General features: G+C 54.6%; 31 protein-coding genes. All 31 read right to left on the bottom strand.

Annotated elements, in window-relative coordinates:
• Positions 1 to 11: 11 nt before the first annotated feature.
• Complete coding sequence (gene bfr, locus SNL23_RS17800; protein WP_003210048.1) at positions 12 to 476, bottom strand: bacterioferritin; 465 nt, start codon at positions 474 to 476, stop codon at positions 12 to 14.
• Between the two features lie 155 nt (positions 477 to 631).
• Positions 632 to 2,080 carry a catalase gene (locus SNL23_RS17795; protein WP_167665679.1) on the bottom strand — a complete coding sequence of 483 codons (1,449 nt, stop codon included), beginning with the start codon at positions 2,078 to 2,080 and terminating at the stop codon, positions 632 to 634.
• A gap of 250 nt (positions 2,081 to 2,330) precedes the next feature.
• Positions 2,331 to 2,717, bottom strand: a complete 387-nt coding sequence (gene rplQ, locus SNL23_RS17790; protein ID WP_003210053.1) for a 50S ribosomal protein L17 — start codon at positions 2,715 to 2,717, stop codon at positions 2,331 to 2,333.
• Between the two features lie 41 nt (positions 2,718 to 2,758).
• The gene (locus SNL23_RS17785; protein ID WP_003176403.1) at positions 2,759 to 3,760 is read right to left on the bottom strand and encodes a DNA-directed RNA polymerase subunit alpha; all 1,002 of its coding nucleotides are present in this window, start codon (positions 3,758 to 3,760) and stop codon (positions 2,759 to 2,761) included.
• Positions 3,761 to 3,782: 22 nt separating this feature from the next.
• Positions 3,783 to 4,403 (bottom strand): 30S ribosomal protein S4, encoded by a 621-nt coding sequence (rpsD, locus tag SNL23_RS17780; RefSeq protein WP_003210056.1) that lies wholly within the window; start codon positions 4,401 to 4,403, stop codon positions 3,783 to 3,785.
• 18 nt (positions 4,404 to 4,421) lie between these two features.
• Entirely contained in the window at positions 4,422 to 4,811 is a 390-nt protein-coding gene (gene rpsK / locus SNL23_RS17775; protein ID WP_002555466.1) for a 30S ribosomal protein S11, read from the bottom strand.
• A gap of 30 nt (positions 4,812 to 4,841) precedes the next feature.
• Complete coding sequence (rpsM, locus tag SNL23_RS17770) at positions 4,842 to 5,198, bottom strand: 30S ribosomal protein S13 (protein ID WP_003210063.1); 357 nt, start codon at positions 5,196 to 5,198, stop codon at positions 4,842 to 4,844.
• A gap of 129 nt (positions 5,199 to 5,327) precedes the next feature.
• A complete protein-coding gene (gene rpmJ, locus SNL23_RS17765) occupies positions 5,328 to 5,444 on the bottom strand; it encodes a 50S ribosomal protein L36 (protein ID WP_002555468.1) in 117 nt (38 codons plus the stop codon).
• 27 nt (positions 5,445 to 5,471) lie between these two features.
• Positions 5,472 to 6,800 carry a preprotein translocase subunit SecY gene (gene secY / locus SNL23_RS17760; RefSeq protein ID WP_003210064.1) on the bottom strand — a complete coding sequence of 443 codons (1,329 nt, stop codon included), beginning with the start codon at positions 6,798 to 6,800 and terminating at the stop codon, positions 5,472 to 5,474.
• Positions 6,801 to 7,238: a 50S ribosomal protein L15 gene (gene rplO, locus SNL23_RS17755; protein WP_003210066.1), complete on the bottom strand. Its 438-nt coding sequence runs from the start codon at positions 7,236 to 7,238 to the stop codon at positions 6,801 to 6,803.
• 4 nt (positions 7,239 to 7,242) lie between these two features.
• The gene (gene rpmD / locus SNL23_RS17750) at positions 7,243 to 7,419 is read right to left on the bottom strand and encodes a 50S ribosomal protein L30 (RefSeq protein ID WP_003186033.1); all 177 of its coding nucleotides are present in this window, start codon (positions 7,417 to 7,419) and stop codon (positions 7,243 to 7,245) included.
• A gap of 2 nt (positions 7,420 to 7,421) precedes the next feature.
• On the bottom strand, positions 7,422 to 7,922 hold the full coding sequence (rpsE, locus tag SNL23_RS17745) for a 30S ribosomal protein S5 (RefSeq protein WP_003186035.1): 501 nt from the start codon (positions 7,920 to 7,922) through the stop codon (positions 7,422 to 7,424).
• 3 nt (positions 7,923 to 7,925) lie between these two features.
• Complete coding sequence (gene rplR, locus SNL23_RS17740) at positions 7,926 to 8,276, bottom strand: 50S ribosomal protein L18 (protein WP_003186037.1); 351 nt, start codon at positions 8,274 to 8,276, stop codon at positions 7,926 to 7,928.
• Positions 8,277 to 8,286: 10 nt separating this feature from the next.
• Entirely contained in the window at positions 8,287 to 8,820 is a 534-nt protein-coding gene (gene rplF, locus SNL23_RS17735; RefSeq protein WP_003176412.1) for a 50S ribosomal protein L6, read from the bottom strand.
• Between the two features lie 12 nt (positions 8,821 to 8,832).
• Positions 8,833 to 9,225, bottom strand: coding sequence for a 30S ribosomal protein S8 (gene rpsH / locus SNL23_RS17730; RefSeq protein WP_003186040.1), 393 nt, complete (start codon positions 9,223 to 9,225; stop codon positions 8,833 to 8,835).
• A 208-nt stretch (positions 9,226 to 9,433) separates the two neighbouring features.
• Positions 9,434 to 9,739 (bottom strand): 30S ribosomal protein S14, encoded by a 306-nt coding sequence (gene rpsN, locus SNL23_RS17725; RefSeq protein WP_003176414.1) that lies wholly within the window; start codon positions 9,737 to 9,739, stop codon positions 9,434 to 9,436.
• 13 nt (positions 9,740 to 9,752) lie between these two features.
• On the bottom strand, positions 9,753 to 10,292 hold the full coding sequence (gene rplE / locus SNL23_RS17720) for a 50S ribosomal protein L5 (RefSeq protein ID WP_003176415.1): 540 nt from the start codon (positions 10,290 to 10,292) through the stop codon (positions 9,753 to 9,755).
• Between the two features lie 20 nt (positions 10,293 to 10,312).
• The gene (gene rplX / locus SNL23_RS17715) at positions 10,313 to 10,627 is read right to left on the bottom strand and encodes a 50S ribosomal protein L24 (protein WP_003176416.1); all 315 of its coding nucleotides are present in this window, start codon (positions 10,625 to 10,627) and stop codon (positions 10,313 to 10,315) included.
• 11 nt (positions 10,628 to 10,638) lie between these two features.
• Positions 10,639 to 11,007, bottom strand: coding sequence for a 50S ribosomal protein L14 (gene rplN, locus SNL23_RS17710; RefSeq protein ID WP_002555479.1), 369 nt, complete (start codon positions 11,005 to 11,007; stop codon positions 10,639 to 10,641).
• A 23-nt stretch (positions 11,008 to 11,030) separates the two neighbouring features.
• Entirely contained in the window at positions 11,031 to 11,297 is a 267-nt protein-coding gene (gene rpsQ, locus SNL23_RS17705) for a 30S ribosomal protein S17 (protein WP_003176419.1), read from the bottom strand.
• A gap of 2 nt (positions 11,298 to 11,299) precedes the next feature.
• The gene (rpmC, locus tag SNL23_RS17700; RefSeq protein ID WP_008030901.1) at positions 11,300 to 11,491 is read right to left on the bottom strand and encodes a 50S ribosomal protein L29; all 192 of its coding nucleotides are present in this window, start codon (positions 11,489 to 11,491) and stop codon (positions 11,300 to 11,302) included.
• Positions 11,491 to 11,904: a 50S ribosomal protein L16 gene (gene rplP, locus SNL23_RS17695; protein ID WP_045057467.1), complete on the bottom strand. Its 414-nt coding sequence runs from the start codon at positions 11,902 to 11,904 to the stop codon at positions 11,491 to 11,493. The genes rpmC and rplP overlap by 1 nt, the downstream gene beginning before the upstream one ends.
• Before the next feature lie 12 nt (positions 11,905 to 11,916).
• Entirely contained in the window at positions 11,917 to 12,603 is a 687-nt protein-coding gene (rpsC, locus tag SNL23_RS17690; protein WP_003176422.1) for a 30S ribosomal protein S3, read from the bottom strand.
• A 13-nt stretch (positions 12,604 to 12,616) separates the two neighbouring features.
• Positions 12,617 to 12,949, bottom strand: a complete 333-nt coding sequence (gene rplV / locus SNL23_RS17685; RefSeq protein ID WP_003210077.1) for a 50S ribosomal protein L22 — start codon at positions 12,947 to 12,949, stop codon at positions 12,617 to 12,619.
• 13 nt (positions 12,950 to 12,962) lie between these two features.
• A complete protein-coding gene (gene rpsS / locus SNL23_RS17680; protein ID WP_003232420.1) occupies positions 12,963 to 13,238 on the bottom strand; it encodes a 30S ribosomal protein S19 in 276 nt (91 codons plus the stop codon).
• Positions 13,239 to 13,254: 16 nt separating this feature from the next.
• Positions 13,255 to 14,079 carry a 50S ribosomal protein L2 gene (rplB, locus tag SNL23_RS17675; protein WP_032884535.1) on the bottom strand — a complete coding sequence of 275 codons (825 nt, stop codon included), beginning with the start codon at positions 14,077 to 14,079 and terminating at the stop codon, positions 13,255 to 13,257.
• Between the two features lie 14 nt (positions 14,080 to 14,093).
• Complete coding sequence (gene rplW, locus SNL23_RS17670; RefSeq protein ID WP_002555488.1) at positions 14,094 to 14,393, bottom strand: 50S ribosomal protein L23; 300 nt, start codon at positions 14,391 to 14,393, stop codon at positions 14,094 to 14,096.
• Positions 14,390 to 14,992 (bottom strand): 50S ribosomal protein L4, encoded by a 603-nt coding sequence (gene rplD, locus SNL23_RS17665; protein ID WP_003210082.1) that lies wholly within the window; start codon positions 14,990 to 14,992, stop codon positions 14,390 to 14,392. Before rplD ends, rplW begins: the two co-directional genes overlap by 4 nt.
• 12 nt (positions 14,993 to 15,004) lie before the next feature.
• Positions 15,005 to 15,640, bottom strand: coding sequence for a 50S ribosomal protein L3 (gene rplC, locus SNL23_RS17660; protein WP_003194649.1), 636 nt, complete (start codon positions 15,638 to 15,640; stop codon positions 15,005 to 15,007).
• A gap of 81 nt (positions 15,641 to 15,721) precedes the next feature.
• The gene (gene rpsJ / locus SNL23_RS17655) at positions 15,722 to 16,033 is read right to left on the bottom strand and encodes a 30S ribosomal protein S10 (RefSeq protein ID WP_003210084.1); all 312 of its coding nucleotides are present in this window, start codon (positions 16,031 to 16,033) and stop codon (positions 15,722 to 15,724) included.
• Between the two features lie 141 nt (positions 16,034 to 16,174).
• On the bottom strand, positions 16,175 to 17,368 hold the full coding sequence (gene tuf / locus SNL23_RS17650; protein ID WP_048724879.1) for an elongation factor Tu: 1,194 nt from the start codon (positions 17,366 to 17,368) through the stop codon (positions 16,175 to 16,177).
• Between the last annotated feature and the right edge of the window lie 4 nt (positions 17,369 to 17,372).

Genomic DNA, 17,372 nt, shown 5'->3' with positions numbered 1-17,372 from the left:
AGCCGGAGAAATCAGAACTGCGATTGCAGATAGTTCTCCAGGCCAATCAACTTGATCAGGCCCAACTGCTTTTCCAGCCAGTAGGTGTGATCTTCTTCGGTGTCGTTCAACTGCACCCGCAGGATTTCCCGCGTGACGTAGTCGTTGTGCTGCTCGCAGAGCTCGATGCCCTTACAGAGCGCGGCACGGACCTTGTACTCAAGGCGCAGGTCGCTGGCGAGCATCTCTGGCACCGTGGTGCCGGTGTCCAGGTCGTCGGGACGCATACGCGGCGTGCCTTCGAGCATCAGGATACGGCGCATCAGCGCGTCGGCGTGCTGCGCCTCTTCTTCCATTTCATGGTTGATACGCTCGTAGAGCTCGGTAAAGCCCCAGTCTTCGTACATCCGCGAGTGAATGAAATATTGGTCACGAGCTGCCAGTTCGCCCGTCAGCAACGTGTTGAGGTAATCGATTACGTCGGGGTGACCTTGCATCGCCCTACATCTCCCTGCTTGAAAGTCTGTAGTTTGAACCATGATGACACGGAGGTCACGGGACCAACGGCAGAAAAGTGAAGATTTCCGGTGAAAAGTAGCTGAAATAACGCAAAAACCGCCCAAATGAGGGCGGTTCTGCTTATCGTTTAGAGTTAGTTAAGCGATACACCCAGTGCAGATGCGATCCCTTCTCCATAAGCCGGATCGGCCTTGAAGAAGTATTGCAACTGGCGCTGCACCACATCGCTGGAAACACCCGCCATGGCGCCGGCGATATTGTTGATCAGCAGGGCTTTCTGCTCATCATTCATCAGGCGGAACAGCGCACCGGCGTGGCTGTAGTAATCGGTGTCTTCGCGGTGATCGTAACGATCAGCCGCGCCGCTTAGGGCCAAAGACGGCTCCGCATATTGAGGGGCCTGCTTCGGTGCATCGGCATAGCTGTTTGGCTCGTAGTTAGGAGCCGCACCGCCATTGGCGCCGAATGCCATCGAACCGTCGCGCTGGTAGCTATTGACCGGGCTACGTGGCGCGTTCACCGGCAGGTGCTGGTGGTTGGTACCTACACGGTAGCGGTGGGCATCAGCGTAAGCGAACACACGGCCTTGCAGCATGCGGTCTGGGGACAAGCCAACACCCGGGACCATGTTGCTTGGACCGAAAGCCGCTTGCTCAACTTCAGCAAAGTAGTTCAGCGGGTTGCGGTTCAACTCCAGCTCGCCGACTTCGATCAGCGGGAACTCTTTCTGCGACCAGGTCTTGGTCACGTCGAACGGGTTCTCGTAGTGAGCGTTCGCCTGGGCTTCCGTCATGATCTGGATGCAGACGCGCCATTTCGGGAAATCACCGCGCTCGATAGCGCCGAACAGATCACGCTGGGCGTAATCAGGGTCGGTACCCGCCAGGCGTGCAGCCTCAGCCGGTGCCAGGTTCTTGATACCTTGCTTGGTCTTGTAGTGCCACTTCACCCAGTGACGCTCGCCATTGGCGTTGATCAGGCTGTAGGTGTGGCTGCCGAAGCCATGCATGTGACGGTAGCCATCAGGGATCCCACGGTCCGAAAACAGGATGGTGACCTGGTGCAGCGCCTCAGGGGAGTGCGACCAGAAGTCCCACATCATCTGCGCACTTTTCAGGTTGCTTTGCGGCAGGCGCTTTTGGGTGTGAATGAAGTCCGGGAATTTCAGCGGATCACGGATGAAGAACACCGGGGTGTTGTTGCCAACGATGTCCCAGTTGCCTTCTTCGGTGTAGAACTTCAAGGCGAAACCACGTGGGTCGCGCTCAGTATCAGCCGAACCGCGCTCGCCACCTACCGTGGAAAAGCGCAGGAAGGTCGGCGTTTGCTTACCCACAGACTCGAACAGCTTGGCGCTGGTGTACTGAGTGATGTCTTGGGTGACGGTGAAGGTACCGTAAGCACCCGAGCCTTTAGCGTGTACGCGACGCTCAGGGATATTTTCACGGTTGAAGTGCGCGAGCTTCTCGATCAGATGAAAATCGTCGAGCAGCAATGGGCCGCGTGGGCCGGCCGAACGGGAATTCTGGTTATCGGCAACGGGGGCGCCGCTGGCCGTAGTAAGGGTTTTATTCTGGCTCATGCTCAATCTTCCTCAGGTCAGTCTTGGAACTGCCGGCTAATCGGCTTGGGGGGAGTATTGACCAGGAAGATGACACCATCAAATTCATTAAATCATGAGCATCGATAGAAATTAACTAACGAACCATCCGAACGGATAGCTAAAACCGGATTCATGAGCCGAATGCGCATTCGCTCGGGGGTAATTCGAGTTTTCTAACGCGCACAAAAAACCGGGCACTAGGCCCGGTTCTTCGTTACAGACTGACGTCTTACTCAGCGGATACAGCTTCACCGCCAACTGGACGATCGATCAGCTCAACGTACGCCATAGGCGCGTTGTCACCAGCGCGGAAACCGCACTTGAGGATGCGCAGGTAGCCACCCTCACGGGTAGCGTAACGCTTGCCCAGGTCGTTGAAGAGCTTACCAACGATAGCTTTCGAACGAGTACGGTCGAAAGCCAAACGGCGGTTAGCCAGGCTGTCTGTCTTGGCCAAAGTAATCAGCGGCTCAGCAACGCGACGCAGTTCTTTAGCTTTCGGCAGTGTAGTTTTGATCAGCTCGTGCTCGAACAGCGACACCGCCATGTTCTGGAACATAGCCTTACGGTGCGAGCTGGTACGGCTCAGGTGACGACCACTTTTACGATGACGCATGGTTCATTCCTTACCAAACTCACGTTCGGTGATTACGACGATCAGGCAGTCGCCTTGTCGTCCTTCTTAAGACTTGCAGGCGGCCAGTTGTCGAGGCGCATGCCGAGGGACAGACCGCGGGAGGCCAGAACGTCCTTGATTTCAGTCAAGGATTTCTTGCCCAGGTTCGGAGTCTTCAACAGTTCTACTTCGGTGCGCTGAATCAGATCGCCGATGTAGTAAATGTTTTCCGCCTTAAGGCAGTTAGCCGAACGTACAGTCAGTTCCAGATCGTCAACCGGGCGAAGCAGGATCGGATCGATCTCGTCTTCCTGCTCGATTACCACTGGTTCGCTGTCACCTTTGAGGTCGACGAACGCAGCCAACTGCTGTTGCAGAATGGTTGCAGCGCGGCGGATAGCCTCTTCAGGATCCAGAGTACCGTTGGTTTCCAGATCAATAACCAGCTTGTCCAGGTTAGTACGCTGCTCGACACGGGCGTTTTCCACCACGTATGCGATACGGCGAACCGGGCTGAACGAAGAGTCGAGCTGCAAGCGACCAATGCTGCGGCTTTCGTCTTCATCGCTCTGACGCGAGTCGGCCGGTTCATAACCACGACCACGAGCTACGGTGAGCTTCATGTTCAGGGCGCCGTTAGACGCCAGGTTAGCGATTACGTGATCGGGATTAACGATCTCGACATCATGATCCAGCTGAATATCGGCAGCGGTAACCACCCCCGAACCCTTCTTCGACAAGGTCAGCGTAACTTCGTCACGGCCGTGCAGCTTGATAGCCAGACCTTTAAGGTTCAACAGGATTTCAATTACGTCTTCCTGTACACCTTCGATGGCGCTGTACTCGTGGAGCACACCGTCAATCTCGGCCTCGACTACTGCACAGCCGGGCATTGAGGACAACAGGATGCGGCGCAGCGCGTTGCCCAGGGTGTGGCCAAAACCACGCTCGAGAGGCTCGAGAGTGATCTTGGCGCGGGTTGGACTGACAACCTGCACATCAATGTGACGGGGTGTCAGGAACTCATTTACCGAAATCTGCATGGATGCACCTATTTTCTAGCCCTTACTTGGAGTAGAGCTCGACAATCAGGCTTTCGTTGATGTCGGCGGACAGATCACTGCGAGCAGGAACGTTCTTGAAAACGCCCGACTTCTTCTCAGTGTCTACTTCTACCCATTCTACGCGGCCACGTTGGGCACACAGATCGAGAGCTTGGACAATGCGAAGTTGATTTTTTGCTTTCTCGCGAATCGCGACCACGTCACCAGCACGAACCTGGTACGACGGGACGTTAACGGTTTGGCCGTTTACGCTGACGGATTTGTGCGATACCAGCTGACGGGATTCGGCACGAGTCGAACCAAAGCCCATACGGTATACAACGTTGTCCAGACGGCATTCGAGCAGTTGCAGCAGGTTTTCACCGGTTGCACCTTTCTTGCCAGCAGCTTCTTTGTAGTAGCCGCTGAACTGACGCTCGAGAACGCCGTAGATACGACGGACCTTCTGCTTTTCACGCAGTTGGGTGCCGTAATCGGACTGGCGACCGCGGCGTTGGCCGTGGATACCAGGTGCTGCTTCAATGTTGCACTTCGATTCGATCGCGCGCACGCCGCTCTTCAGAAAGAGATCGGTGCCTTCACGACGAGCGAGTTTGCATTTTGGACCAATGTAACGAGCCATTCTTTACAATCTCCTGGATTACACGCGGCGCTTCTTCGGCGGACGGCACCCGTTGTGCGGGATTGGCGTCACGTCGGTGATGCTGGCGATCTTATAGCCACAGCCGTTCAATGCACGGACAGCAGACTCACGACCTGGACCTGGACCTTTGACGTTGACGTCGAGGTTTTTCAGGCCATATTCCAGCGCAGCTTGACCAGCACGTTCAGCAGCTACTTGAGCAGCAAACGGGGTGGACTTGCGGGAACCGCGGAAACCCGAACCACCGGAGGTAGCCCAAGAAAGCGCGTTACCTTGACGGTCGGTGATGGTCACGATTGTGTTGTTAAAAGATGCATGGATGTGGGCGATGCCATCAACCACTGTCTTTTTAACTTTTTTACGAGGACGAGCAGCAGGTTTTGCCATGATTAATTTCCTGTCGATTCGCGTGGGCGATTACTTGCGGATCGGCTTACGCGGACCTTTACGGGTACGCGCGTTAGTCTTGGTACGCTGACCGCGTACTGGAAGACCACGACGATGACGCAGACCACGGTAGCAACCGAGGTCCATCAAACGCTTGATTTTCATGTTGATTTCGCGACGCAGGTCACCTTCAGTGGTGAACTTCGCCACTTCGCCACGCAACAGCTCAATCTGCTCGTCGCTCAGATCTTTGATCTTTGCGGCTGGGTTTACCCCAGTGTCTGCGCAAATTTTCTGCGCAGTAGTGCGACCAACACCATAGATGTAGGTCAGCGAGATAACAGTGTGCTTGTTATCTGGAATGTTAACGCCTGCAATACGGGCCATTCAGTGGGACTCCAATTGACAGCTACCTACGCCCCGGAAGCCAAGAAATAGGGCGCGAGATAATATCGCTGTAATAACAAATAATCAACCCGGCAGCGCACTAGCTGCCGGGCTTCAAGCGGATCACACTCAGCCTTGGCGCTGTTTGTGACGCGGTTCCGCGCTGCAAATTACTCGAACAACACCTTCGCGGCGAATAATTTTGCAGTTACGGCACAGCTTTTTCACCGATGCACGAACTTTCATCACCAACTCCTCGAACCTTATGGGTACTCAGCGCAACATGCCGCTGCCGTAACCCTTCAGGTTGGCTTTCTTCATCAGGGATTCGTACTGGTGCGAAACGAGGTGCGATTGTACTTGGGACATGAAGTCCATCACAACCACGACGACGATCAGCAACGAGGTCCCGCCAAGGTAGAACGGAACGTTTGCTGCAACCACCAGGAACTGGGGCAACAAGCACACGGCCGTCATATATAGAGCACCGAACATGGTCAAGCGAGTCAGAACGCCATCAATGTAGCGCGCAGACTGCTCACCTGGACGAATACCCGGAATAAAGGCACCGGACTTCTTCAGGTTTTCCGCTACGTCTTTCGGATTGAACATCAACGCCGTATAGAAGAAGCAGAAGAAAATAATCCCTGCACTAAACAGCAGAATATTCAACGGCTGACCAGGAGCGATCGACTGCGAGATGTCCTGCAACCAGCCCATACCTTCAGACTGACCGAACCAGGCACCCAACGAAGCCGGAAACAGCAAAATGCTGCTCGCGAAAATGGCGGGAATAACCCCGGCCATGTTCACTTTCAGCGGCAAGTGGCTGGTCTGCGCGGCAAAGACCTTGCGGCCCTGCTGACGCTTGGCGTAGTGAACAGCAATACGACGCTGGCCACGCTCAATGAACACCACAAAACCGATAATCGCTACTGCCAACAAACCGATGGCAACCAGGGCGAAGATATTGATATCACCCTGACGTGCAGACTCGAAAGACTGCCCAATCGCTCTCGGAAGACCGGCAACGATACCTGCGAAAATCAACATCGAGATACCGTTACCAACACCACGCTCAGTAATCTGCTCACCCAGCCACATCATGAACATCGCACCAGCCACAAAAGTGGATACCGCGACGAAATGGAAGCCAAAGTCACCAGTGAACGCAACACCCTGCCCGGCCAAGCCAACGGACATGCCGATAGCTTGGACCAGGGCGAGGATGACAGTGCCGTAGCGGGTGTACTGGCTTATCTTGCGACGGCCAGCTTCACCTTCCTTCTTCAACTGCTCCAGCTGCGGGCTAACGGCGGTCATCAGCTGCATGATGATCGATGCCGAGATGTACGGCATGATCCCCAGTGCAAAGATGCTCATCCGTTCCAGCGCGCCGCCGGAAAACATGTTGAACAAGCTAAGAATGGTCCCCTCATTCTGTCGAAACAGGTCTGCGAGTCGGTCCGGGTTGATACCTGGAACCGGGATGTGTGCGCCTATTCGGTAGACGATAATCGCCAGGAACAGAAAACGCAGACGAGCCCAAAGTTCAGACATACCGCCTTTGCCGAGCGCTGAGAGAGCACCTTGCTTAGCCATTTATTCCTCGAACTTGCCGCCAGCTGCTTCGATAGCCGAACGCGCACCTTTGGTGGCGCCGATTCCCTTGCCGATAGTGACAGCGCGAGTCACTTCACCGGACAGCATGATTTTCACACGCTGTACGTTGACGTTGATCACGTTGGCATCTTTCAGGGTCTGCACGGTAACGATGTCGCCTTCCACTTTGGCCAGCTCGGACAAACGCACTTCTGCGCGATCCATGGCTTTCAGGGAAACGAAACCGAACTTCGGCAGGCGACGATGCAGCGGCTGTTGACCGCCTTCAAAGCCTGGAGCGATGGTGCCACCGGAGCGGGAGGACTGACCTTTGTGGCCACGGCCACCGGTCTTGCCCAAACCACTACCGATACCACGGCCCGGACGATGCTTTTCGCGACGGGAACCCGGCGCTGGACTCAGATCATTGAGTTTCATCGAATTAACCCTCGACACGCAGCATGTAGTAAGCCTTGTTGATCATCCCGCGATTCTCGGGAGTATCAAGTACTTCTACAGTGTGACCGATGCGACGCAGACCCAAACCCTTAACGCACAATTTGTGGTTAGGGATGCGGCCGGTCATGCTTTTGATCAGCGTTACTTTAACGGTAGCCATGATCAGAAGATCTCCTTGACGCTTTTGCCACGCTTGGCGGCAATGGATTCAGGAGACTGCATAGCCTTCAAACCTTTGAAAGTGGCGTGAACCACGTTTACCGGGTTAGTCGAGCCGTAGCACTTGGCCAGAACGTTCTGAACGCCAGCAACTTCGAGGACAGCACGCATAGCGCCGCCAGCGATGATACCGGTACCTTCAGAAGCAGGCTGCATGTACACCTTCGAAGCGCCGTGAGCGGACTTCATTGCGTACTGCAGCGTGGTGCCGTTCAGATCAACTTGGATCATGTTGCGACGAGCAGCTTCCATTGCCTTCTGGATCGCAGCAGGCACTTCACGTGACTTGCCACGGCCGAAGCCAACGCGCCCTTTACCATCACCAACCACGGTCAACGCGGTGAAAGTGAAGATACGGCCGCCTTTAACGGTTTTGGCTACGCGGTTAACTTGAACCAGCTTCTCAATGTAGCCTTCGTCGCGCTTTTGGTCGTTATTTGACATAACTTAGAACTCCAGCCCAGCTTCACGAGCAGCATCAGCCAGCGCTTTCACGCGGCCGTGGTACTTGAAGCCAGAGCGGTCGAAAGCCACTTGCGAGACGCCAGCGGCCTTAGCACGCGTAGCGACCAGCTGGCCAACCTTAGTGGCCGCGTCGATGTTGCCAGTGGCACCATCACGCAGTTCTTTATCCAAAGTCGAGGCGCTTGCCAGGACTTTGTTGCCGTCGGCCGAGATGACCTGGGCGTAGATGTGCTGCGACGAGCGGAACACGCAGAGACGCACGACTTCGAGTTCGTGCATTTTCAGGCGTGCTTTGCGAGCGCGACGCAGTCGAGTAACTTTTTTGTCGGTCATTTGCTATGCCCTACTTCTTCTTGGCTTCTTTACGACGGACGACTTCGTCCGCGTAGCGCACACCTTTGCCTTTGTACGGCTCTGGTGGACGGAAGTCGCGGATCTCAGCGGCCACCTGACCTACCAGCTGCTTATCAATACCCTTGATCAGGATATCGGTTTGGCTTGGGGTCTCAGCGGTGATGCCTTCCGGCAGTTCGTAATCCACTGGGTGCGAGAAGCCAAGGGCCAGGTTCAAAACCGTGCCTTTTGCTTGCGCTTTGTAACCAACACCGACCAGCTGGAGCTTACGCTCGAAGCCTTGGCTTACGCCTTGGACCATGTTGTTTACCAACGCACGAGTGGTACCGGCCATTGCGCGAGTTTGTTGATCGCCATTGCGAGCAGCGAAACGCAGCTCACCAGCTTCTTCAACGATCTCAACGGACGAATGGATGTTCAGTTCCAGAGTGCCCTTGGCACCCTTCACCGAAAGCTGTTGGCCTGCGAATTTTACTTCGACACCGGCTGGCAGCTTAACGGGGTTCTTAGCGACGCGTGACATGCTTATCCCCCCTTAGAACACAGTGCAAAGAACTTCGCCGCCGACACCGGCAGCGCGCGCAGCACGATCCGTCATCACACCTTTGTTGGTGGAGACGATAGACACACCGAGACCGCCACGAACTTTTGGCAGATCATCGACGGACTTGTACTGACGCAGGCCTGGACGGCTAACGCGCTTCACTTCTTCGATGACCGGACGGCCTTCGAAGTACTTCAGCTCGATGGACAGCAGTGGTTTGATTTCGCTGCTGATCTGATAACCCGCAATGTAGCCTTCGTCTTTCAGGACTTTGGCAACAGCAACCTTCAACGTGGAAGATGGCATGCTTACGACGGACTTTTCAGCCATCTGGGCATTACGGATACGAGTTAGCATGTCCGCTAACGGGTCCTGCATACTCATGGCTAGACGCTCCTAATACAAAAAAATTAGCCTTGCGGCCATTACGTGTCGCCGAGAATCTCCGAGCACAAAACACACGGGCTCAGGCGAGCCGCGTATTTTAGACACACTCCGGAAATGAAACAAGCCCCAAAAGGGGCTTGTTCCAGATTCTAGGCCACCGGCGGTCAGTATCTTGCGATCCTGACCGCCGAGACTTCGAAAGTACTTACCAGCTGGCTTTAACCAGACCTGGTACGTCACCACGCATTGCCGCTTCACGCAGTTTGTTACGGCCGAGGCCGAACTTGCGGTAAACGCCGTGTGGACGACCGGTCAGGCGGCAGCGGTTACGCATGCGCGAAGCGCTTGCGTCACGTGGCTGCTTCTGCAGAGCAACTGTAGCTTCCCAACGTGCTTCTGGACTTGCGTTCAGATCAACGATGATTGCTTTCAGTGCTGCACGCTTCTTGGCGTACTTGGCAACCGTGAGCTGACGTTTCAGCTCGCGGTTTTTCATGCTCATCTTGGCCATGGTCCTACTCCAATCAGTTGCGGAACGGGAATTTGAACGCACGCAGTAGAGCGCGGCCTTCATCATCGTTCTTGGCAGTGGTGGTCAGGGTGATGTCCAGACCGCGGAGAGCATCGATCTTGTCGTAGTCGATTTCCGGGAAGATGATCTGCTCTTTAACGCCCATGCTGTAGTTACCACGACCATCGAAGGACTTGGCATTCAGGCCGCGGAAGTCGCGGACCCGAGGCAGGGAGATCGACAGCAGACGATCCAGGAATTCGTACATACGCTCACGGCGCAGAGTCACTTTGACGCCGATCGGCCAACCTTCACGGACTTTAAAGCCAGCGATGGATTTCCGAGCGTAAGTCACAACGACTTTTTGACCGGTGATCTTTTCCAGGTCGGCAACAGCATGCTCGATGACTTTTTTGTCACCGACCGCTTCGCCCAGACCCATGTTCAGGGTGATTTTTGTAACGCGTGGAACTTCCATCACGTTCGAAAGCTTAAGTTCTTCCTTAAGCTTCGGTGCGATTTCCTTCCAGTAAATCTCTTTTAGTCGTGCCATGGTCTTCTACCTAGCAGTGTTCAAGCATCAACCGCTTTTTGGGTCGACTTGAAGACACGAATTTTCTTGCCGTCTTCTACTTTGAAACCAACGCGATCAGCCTTGTTGGTTTCGCCGTTGAAAATGGCGACGTTAGAAGCGTCCAGTGGAGCTTCTTTTTCGACGATACCGCCTTGTACGCCCGACATCGGGTTAGGCTTGGTATGACGCTTGACCAGGTTCAGACCACCGATAACCAGACGGTTATTGGCGAGAACCTTAAGCACCTTACCGCGCTTACCTTTGTCTTTGCCGGCGATCACGATGATCTCGTCGTCACGACGAATCTTTTGCATGTCGGATCTCCTTACAGCACTTCTGGGGCGAGCGAGACGATCTTCATGAACTTCTCAGTACGAAGTTCACGGGTCACTGGCCCAAAGATACGGGTGCCGATCGGCTCTTGCTTGTTGTTCAGAAGAACAGCAGCGTTGCCATCAAAGCGGATAATAGAGCCATCAGCACGACGTACGCCGTGACGAGTGCGGACTACAACAGCAGTCATCACTTGGCCTTTTTTCACTTTACCGCGAGGAATTGCTTCCTTCACGGTAACTTTGATGATGTCACCGATACCAGCGTAACGACGATGGGAGCCACCCAGCACCTTGATGCACATAACGCGGCGTGCGCCGCTGTTATCGGCCACATCGAGCATGGATTGAGTCTGAATCATATAATTTCTCCGACCCCTAGTCCTTAGACTTCCACAGCGCGTTCGAGAACATCAACCAGTGCCCAAGACTTAGTCTTGGCCAGCGGACGAGTTTCACGAATAGTGACTTTGTCGCCGATGTGGCACTGATTGGTTTCGTCGTGCGCGTGCAGCTTAGTCGAACGCTTAACGTATTTACCGTAGATCGGGTGCTTTACGCGACGCTCGATCAGAACGGTGATGGTCTTGTCCATTTTGTCGCTGACAACACGGCCAGTCAGCGTACGGACGGTTTTTTCGGCTTCAGCCATGATTACTTACCTGCCTGCTGTTTGAGCACAGTCTTCACGCGAGCGATGTCACGCTTAACTTGCCGGAGCAGGTGAGACTGCCCCAACTGGCCAGTTGCTTTCTGCATACGCAGATTGAACTGGTCGCGCAGCAGGCCGAGCAGTTGCTCGTTAAGCTGCGGCGCGTCTTTTTCACGAAGTTCATTCGCTTTCATCACATCACCGTCCGTTTAACAAAGGCGGTGGCGAGCGGCAGCTTTGCAGCAGCCAGGGCAAAAGCCTCACGCGCCAGCTCTTCAGTTACACCCTCGATTTCATACAGGACTTTACCTGGCTGAATCTGGGCAACCCAGTACTCCACACTACCCTTACCTTTACCCATACGAACTTCGAGGGGCTTTTTGGAAATAGGCTTGTCCGGGAATACACGGATCCAGATCTTGCCGCCACGTTTAACGTGACGGGTCAGTGCACGACGCGCTGACTCGATCTGACGAGCGGTGAGACGACCACGAGCTACAGACTTCAGCGCATATTCGCCGAAGCTGACTTTGCTACCGCGCTGAGCCAGACCACGGTTGTGGCCTGTCATCTGCTTGCGGAACTTCGTACGCTTTGGTTGCAACATTTGGCGTACCCCTTACTTAGCAGCTTTTTTACGAGGCGCTGGTGCTTGTGGTTTCAGTTCTTCTTGGCGACCACCAATTACTTCGCCTTTGAAGATCCAAACCTTTACACCGATCACACCGTAAGTGGTGTGAGCTTCGTAGTTGGCATAGTCGATGTCGGCACGCAGGGTGTGCAGTGGCACACGACCTTCGCGATACCATTCAGTACGTGCGATTTCAGCACCGCCGAGACGACCGCTCACTTGGATTTTGATGCCTTTGGCACCAATGCGCATGGCGTTCTGTACAGCGCGCTTCATAGCGCGACGGAACATTACGCGACGCTCCAGCTGCTGAGCTACGCTCTGCGCAACCAGCATACCGTCGAGCTCCGGCTTGCGGATCTCTTCGATATTGATGTGCACAGGCACACCCATTTGCTTGGTCAGGTCCTGACGCAGTTTCTCAACATCTTCACCTTTCTTCCCGATAACGATACCTGGACGAGCGGTGTGGATGGTGATACGTGCAGTTTGAGCAGGACGATGGATATCGATACGGCTCACGGACGCGCTTTTTAGTTTGTCTTGGAGATACTCACGCACCTTCAGATCAGCGAACAAATAGTCCGCATAAGTCCGACCGTCTGCGTACCAGACGGAGGTGTGCTCCTTGACGATTCCCAGGCGAATGCCAATGGGATGTACTTTCTGACCCATCTCTTCGACTCCGTTACTTGTCAGCAACCTTGACAGTGATATGGCAAGACCGCTTGACGATGCGATCAGCTCGGCCTTTGGCACGAGGCATGATGCGCTTCAGCGAACGCCCTTCGTTGACGAAAACGGTGCTGACCTTAAGGTCATCAACGTCTGCGCCTTCGTTGTGCTCGGCGTTGGCTACGGCCGACTCCAGCACTTTCTTGATGATCTCGGCGGCTTTCTTACTGCTGAAAGCCAACAGGTTGAGCGCTTCGCCCACCTTCTTCCCGCGGATCTGGTCGGCGACCAAGCGGGCTTTCTGGGCGGAGATTCGAGCGCCCGACAACTTAGCGGCTACTTCCATCATTCCTTACCCCTTAACGCTTGGCTTTCTTGTCTGCCACGTGCCCACGATATGTGCGGGTACCGGCAAACTCGCCTAGTTTGTGGCCGACCATGTCTTCGTTCACGAGAACTGGAACATGTAGGCGACCGTTATGCACTGCAATGGTCAAACCGACCATTTGTGGCAGGATCATCGAACGACGCGACCAGGTTTTCACCGGTTTGCGATCGTTCTTTTCCGCCGCCACTTCGATCTTCTTCAGTAGGTGAAGATCAATAAAAGGACCTTTTTTCAGAGAACGTGGCACTGTCGTATCCCTCTATTTACTTGCGACGACGGACGATCATTTTGTCGGTACGCTTATTACCACGAGTCTTCGCGCCCTTAGTCGGGAAGCCCCATGGCGATACCGGATGACGACCACCAGAGGTACGACCTTCACCACCACCGTGTGGGTGGTCAACCGGGTTCATGGCAACACCACGAACGGTTGGGCGAACGCCACGCCAGCGTTTGGCACCAGCTTTACCCAACGAACGCAGGCTGTGCTCGGAGTTCGAGACTTCGCCCAGGGTCGCACGGCACTCAGCCAGTACTTTACGCATTTCACCAGAGCGCAGACGCAGGGTCACGTAGACACCTTCACGAGCGATCAGCTGAGCCGAAGCACCAGCGGAACGAGCGATTTGCGCGCCTTTACCCGGCTTCAATTCGATGCCGTGTACGGTGCTACCAACTGGAATGTTGCGCAGTTGCAGAGCGTTGCCCGGCTTGATCGGCGCCAAAGCACCTGCGATCAGCTGGTCACCAGCACTCACGCCTTTAGGGGCGATGATGTAGCGACGCTCGCCATCTGCGTACAGCAGCAGAGCGATGTGAGCAGTACGGTTTGGATCGTATTCGATACGCTCGACAGTGGCAGTGATGCCATCTTTGTCGTTGCGACGGAAGTCGACCAGACGATAATGCTGCTTATGGCCACCACCGATGTGACGAGTGGTAATGCGACCATTGTTGTTACGACCACCAGTCTTCGATTTCTTCTCGAGCAGCGGTGCGTGAGGAGCGCCTTTATGCAGCTCCTGGTTGACCACCTTGACCACAAAACGGCGGCCAGGGGAAGTCGGTTTGCATTTAACGATTGCCATGATGCACCCCTTCCTTACTCAGCACTGCTGCTGAAATCGAGATCTTGGCCTGGCTGAAGGGAGATAACTGCCTTCTTCCAGTCATTACGCTTGCCCAGACCGCGAGCAGTGCGCTTGCTCTTACCCAGAACATTCAGGGTAGTAACACGCTCTACTTTCACGCTGAACAGGCTTTCGACGGCCTTCTTGATTTCCAGCTTGGTTGCGTCAGTTGCAACCTTGAAAACGAACTGGCCTTTCTTGTCAGCCAGAACCGTAGCCTTTTCGGAAACGTGCGGGCCAAGCAGAACTTTAAATACGCGTTCCTGGTTCATCCCAGCAGCTCCTCGAATTTCTTCACGGCCGACACGGTGATCAACACCTTGTCGTATGCGATCAGACTAACTGGATCGGAACCTTGCACGTCACGTACATCAACGTGTGGCAGGTTGCGAGCAGCCAGGTACAGGTTCTGATCAACAGCTTCAGACACGATCAGGACGTCAGTCAGGCCCATGCCGTTCAGCTTGTTCAGCAGATCTTTGGTTTTCGGCGCTTCAACAGCGAAGTCCTGAACCACGACCAGACGATCAGTACGCACGAGTTCAGCAAGGATGGAGCGCAGTGCTGCGCGATACATCTTCTTGTTGAGCTTCTGGGTGTGATCCTGTGGACGTGCTGCGAAAGTGGTACCGCCGCCACGCCAAATTGGGCTACGGATAGTACCGGCACGAGCGCGGCCAGTACCTTTCTGACGCCAAGGGCGCTTACCGCCACCACGAACGTCGGAACGGGTCTTTTGCTGCTTGCTACCTTGACGGCCGCCGGCCATGTAGGCCACGACTGCTTGGTGAACCAGCGTCTCGTTGAATTCGCCGCCAAATGTCAGTTCGGAAACTTCGATCGCTTGAGCGTCATTTACATTTAATTGCATGTCAGCTTCCCCTTAACCGCGAGCCTTGGCCGCTGGACGTACAACCAGGTTGCCGCCAGTAGCGCCAGGAACAGCACCCTTGACCAACAACAGATTGCGTTCAGCGTCGACGCGCACTACTTCGAGGGACTGCACGGTCACGCGCTCAGCGCCCATATGACCGGACATTTTTTTGCCCTTGAATACACGACCAGGAGTCTGGCACTGGCCAATAGAGCCCGGGACGCGGTGGGAAACGGAGTTACCGTGAGTGTTGTCTTGGCCACGGAAATTCCAACGCTTGATCGTACCCTGGAAGCCTTTACCCTTGGACTGACCGGTTACATCAACCAGTTGACCAGCGGCGAAGATCTCAGCGTTGATCAGATCGCCAGCCTGGTAGTCGCCGTCTTCAAGACGGAACTCCATAACAGTACGACCAGCTGCAACGTTTGCTTTAGCGAAGTGACCTGCTTGAGCAGCAGTCACACGCGAAGCACGACGCTCGCCGACAGTGACTTGCACTGCACGATAGCCATCGGTTTCTTCAGTTTTAAACTGGGTGACGCGATTCGGTTCGATCTCAATGACCGTAACCGGAATGGAGACACCTTCTTCGGTGAAAATACGGGTCATACCGCATTTACGACCGACTACACCAATAGTCATGTTGTAAACCTCATGAGTGTACGGGGCTTTCACCCGCTATGGCCGCCCATTTCAGAGCGTTACACGACTAAGACCCAAGTCTTAGCCGAGGCTGATCTGTACTTCCACACCGGCCGCCAGATCAAGCTTCATAAGTGCATCAACGGTTTTATCCGTTGGCAGGACGATGTCCAGCACGCGCTTATGAGTACGGATCTCGTACTGGTCACGCGCGTCTTTGTTGACGTGCGGGGAGACCAGAACGGTGAACCGCTCTTTACGGGTAGGCAGTGGAATTGGACCACGCACTTGAGCACCAGTACGTTTCGCGGTTTCCACGATTTCCTGGGTGGATTGGTCGATCAGTTTGTGGTCAAAAGCCTTCAACCTGATACGAATTTGCTGATTTGCCATTGGATTTCAGACTCCGGCTGCTATTCCCAGCGAGCGCAACACGCCCGTTAAAAGGAGGCGCAATTCTATAGACGCCCCATATGGGTGTCAACTCAATAAAAAAGCCCCCGCTAAGCGGGGGCTTTTTCAAGTCATCACTTATTAAGCGATGATTTTGGCTACGACGCCAGCGCCGACGGTACGACCGCCTTCACGGATAGCGAAACGCAGACCATCTTCCATTGCGATGGTTTTGATCAGGGTGACAACCATTTTGATGTTGTCGCCTGGCATTACCATTTCAACGCCTTCCGGCAGTTCGCAGTTACCGGTCACGTCTGTGGTCCGGAAGTAGAACTGTGGACGGTAGCCTTTGAAGAACGGAGTGTGACGACCGCCTTCTTCTTTGCTCAACACGTAAACTTCAGCTTCGAAGGTAGTGTGCGGCTTAACCGAGCCTGGCTTAACCAGAACCTGGCCACGCTCAACGTCGTCACGCTTGGTACCACGCAGCAGAACGCCGCAGTTCTCGCCTGCACGACCTTCGTCGAGCAGTTTACGGAACATTTCAACACCGGTGCAGGTGGTGACGGTAGTGTCACGCAGACCAACGATTTCCAGTGGATCTTGAACCTTAACGATACCGCGCTCGATACGACCAGTCACAACAGTACCGCGACCCGAGATCGAGAATACGTCTTCGATTGGCATCAGGAACGGCTTGTCGATAACACGTACTGGGTCTGGGATGTAGCTGTCCAGAGTCTCAACCAGTTTCCGTACGGAAGTGGTGCCCATTTCGTTGTCGTCTTTGCCTTCCAGAGCCATACGAGCAGAACCGATGATGATCGGAGTGTCGTCGCCTGGGAAGTCGTAAGTGCTCAGCAGATCGCGCACTTCCATCTCAACCAGTTCCAGCAGCTCAGCGTCGTCTACCAGGTCAGCCTTGTTCAGGTAAACCACGATGTACGGAACGCCAACCTGACGGGACAGCAGGATGTGCTCACGGGTTTGCGGCATCGGGCCATCAGCGGCCGAACAAACCAGGATCGCGCCGTCCATTTGGGCAGCACCGGTGATCATGTTCTTCACATAGTCAGCGTGACCTGGGCAGTCAACGTGAGCGTAGTGACGGATCAGCGAGTTGTATTCAACGTGAGCAGTGTTGATGGTGATACCACGAGCTTTTTCTTCTGGCGCGCTGTCGATCTTGTCGAAGTCAACGATAGCCGAACCGAAAATTTCGGAGCAAACACGAGTCAGAGCAGCAGTCAGCGTAGTTTTACCGTGGTCAACGTGACCGATGGTGCCAACGTTGACGTGCGGTAGGGAACGATCAAATTTTTCTTTAGCCACGACA

Origin of the sequence: Pseudomonas sp. SED1 (assembly GCF_034044025.1) — a bacterium.
Classification (GTDB): domain Bacteria; phylum Pseudomonadota; class Gammaproteobacteria; order Pseudomonadales; family Pseudomonadaceae; genus Aquipseudomonas.
The sequence above is the reverse complement of the archived record's forward strand: the minus strand, read 5'-3'. Positions and strand labels throughout refer to the sequence as shown.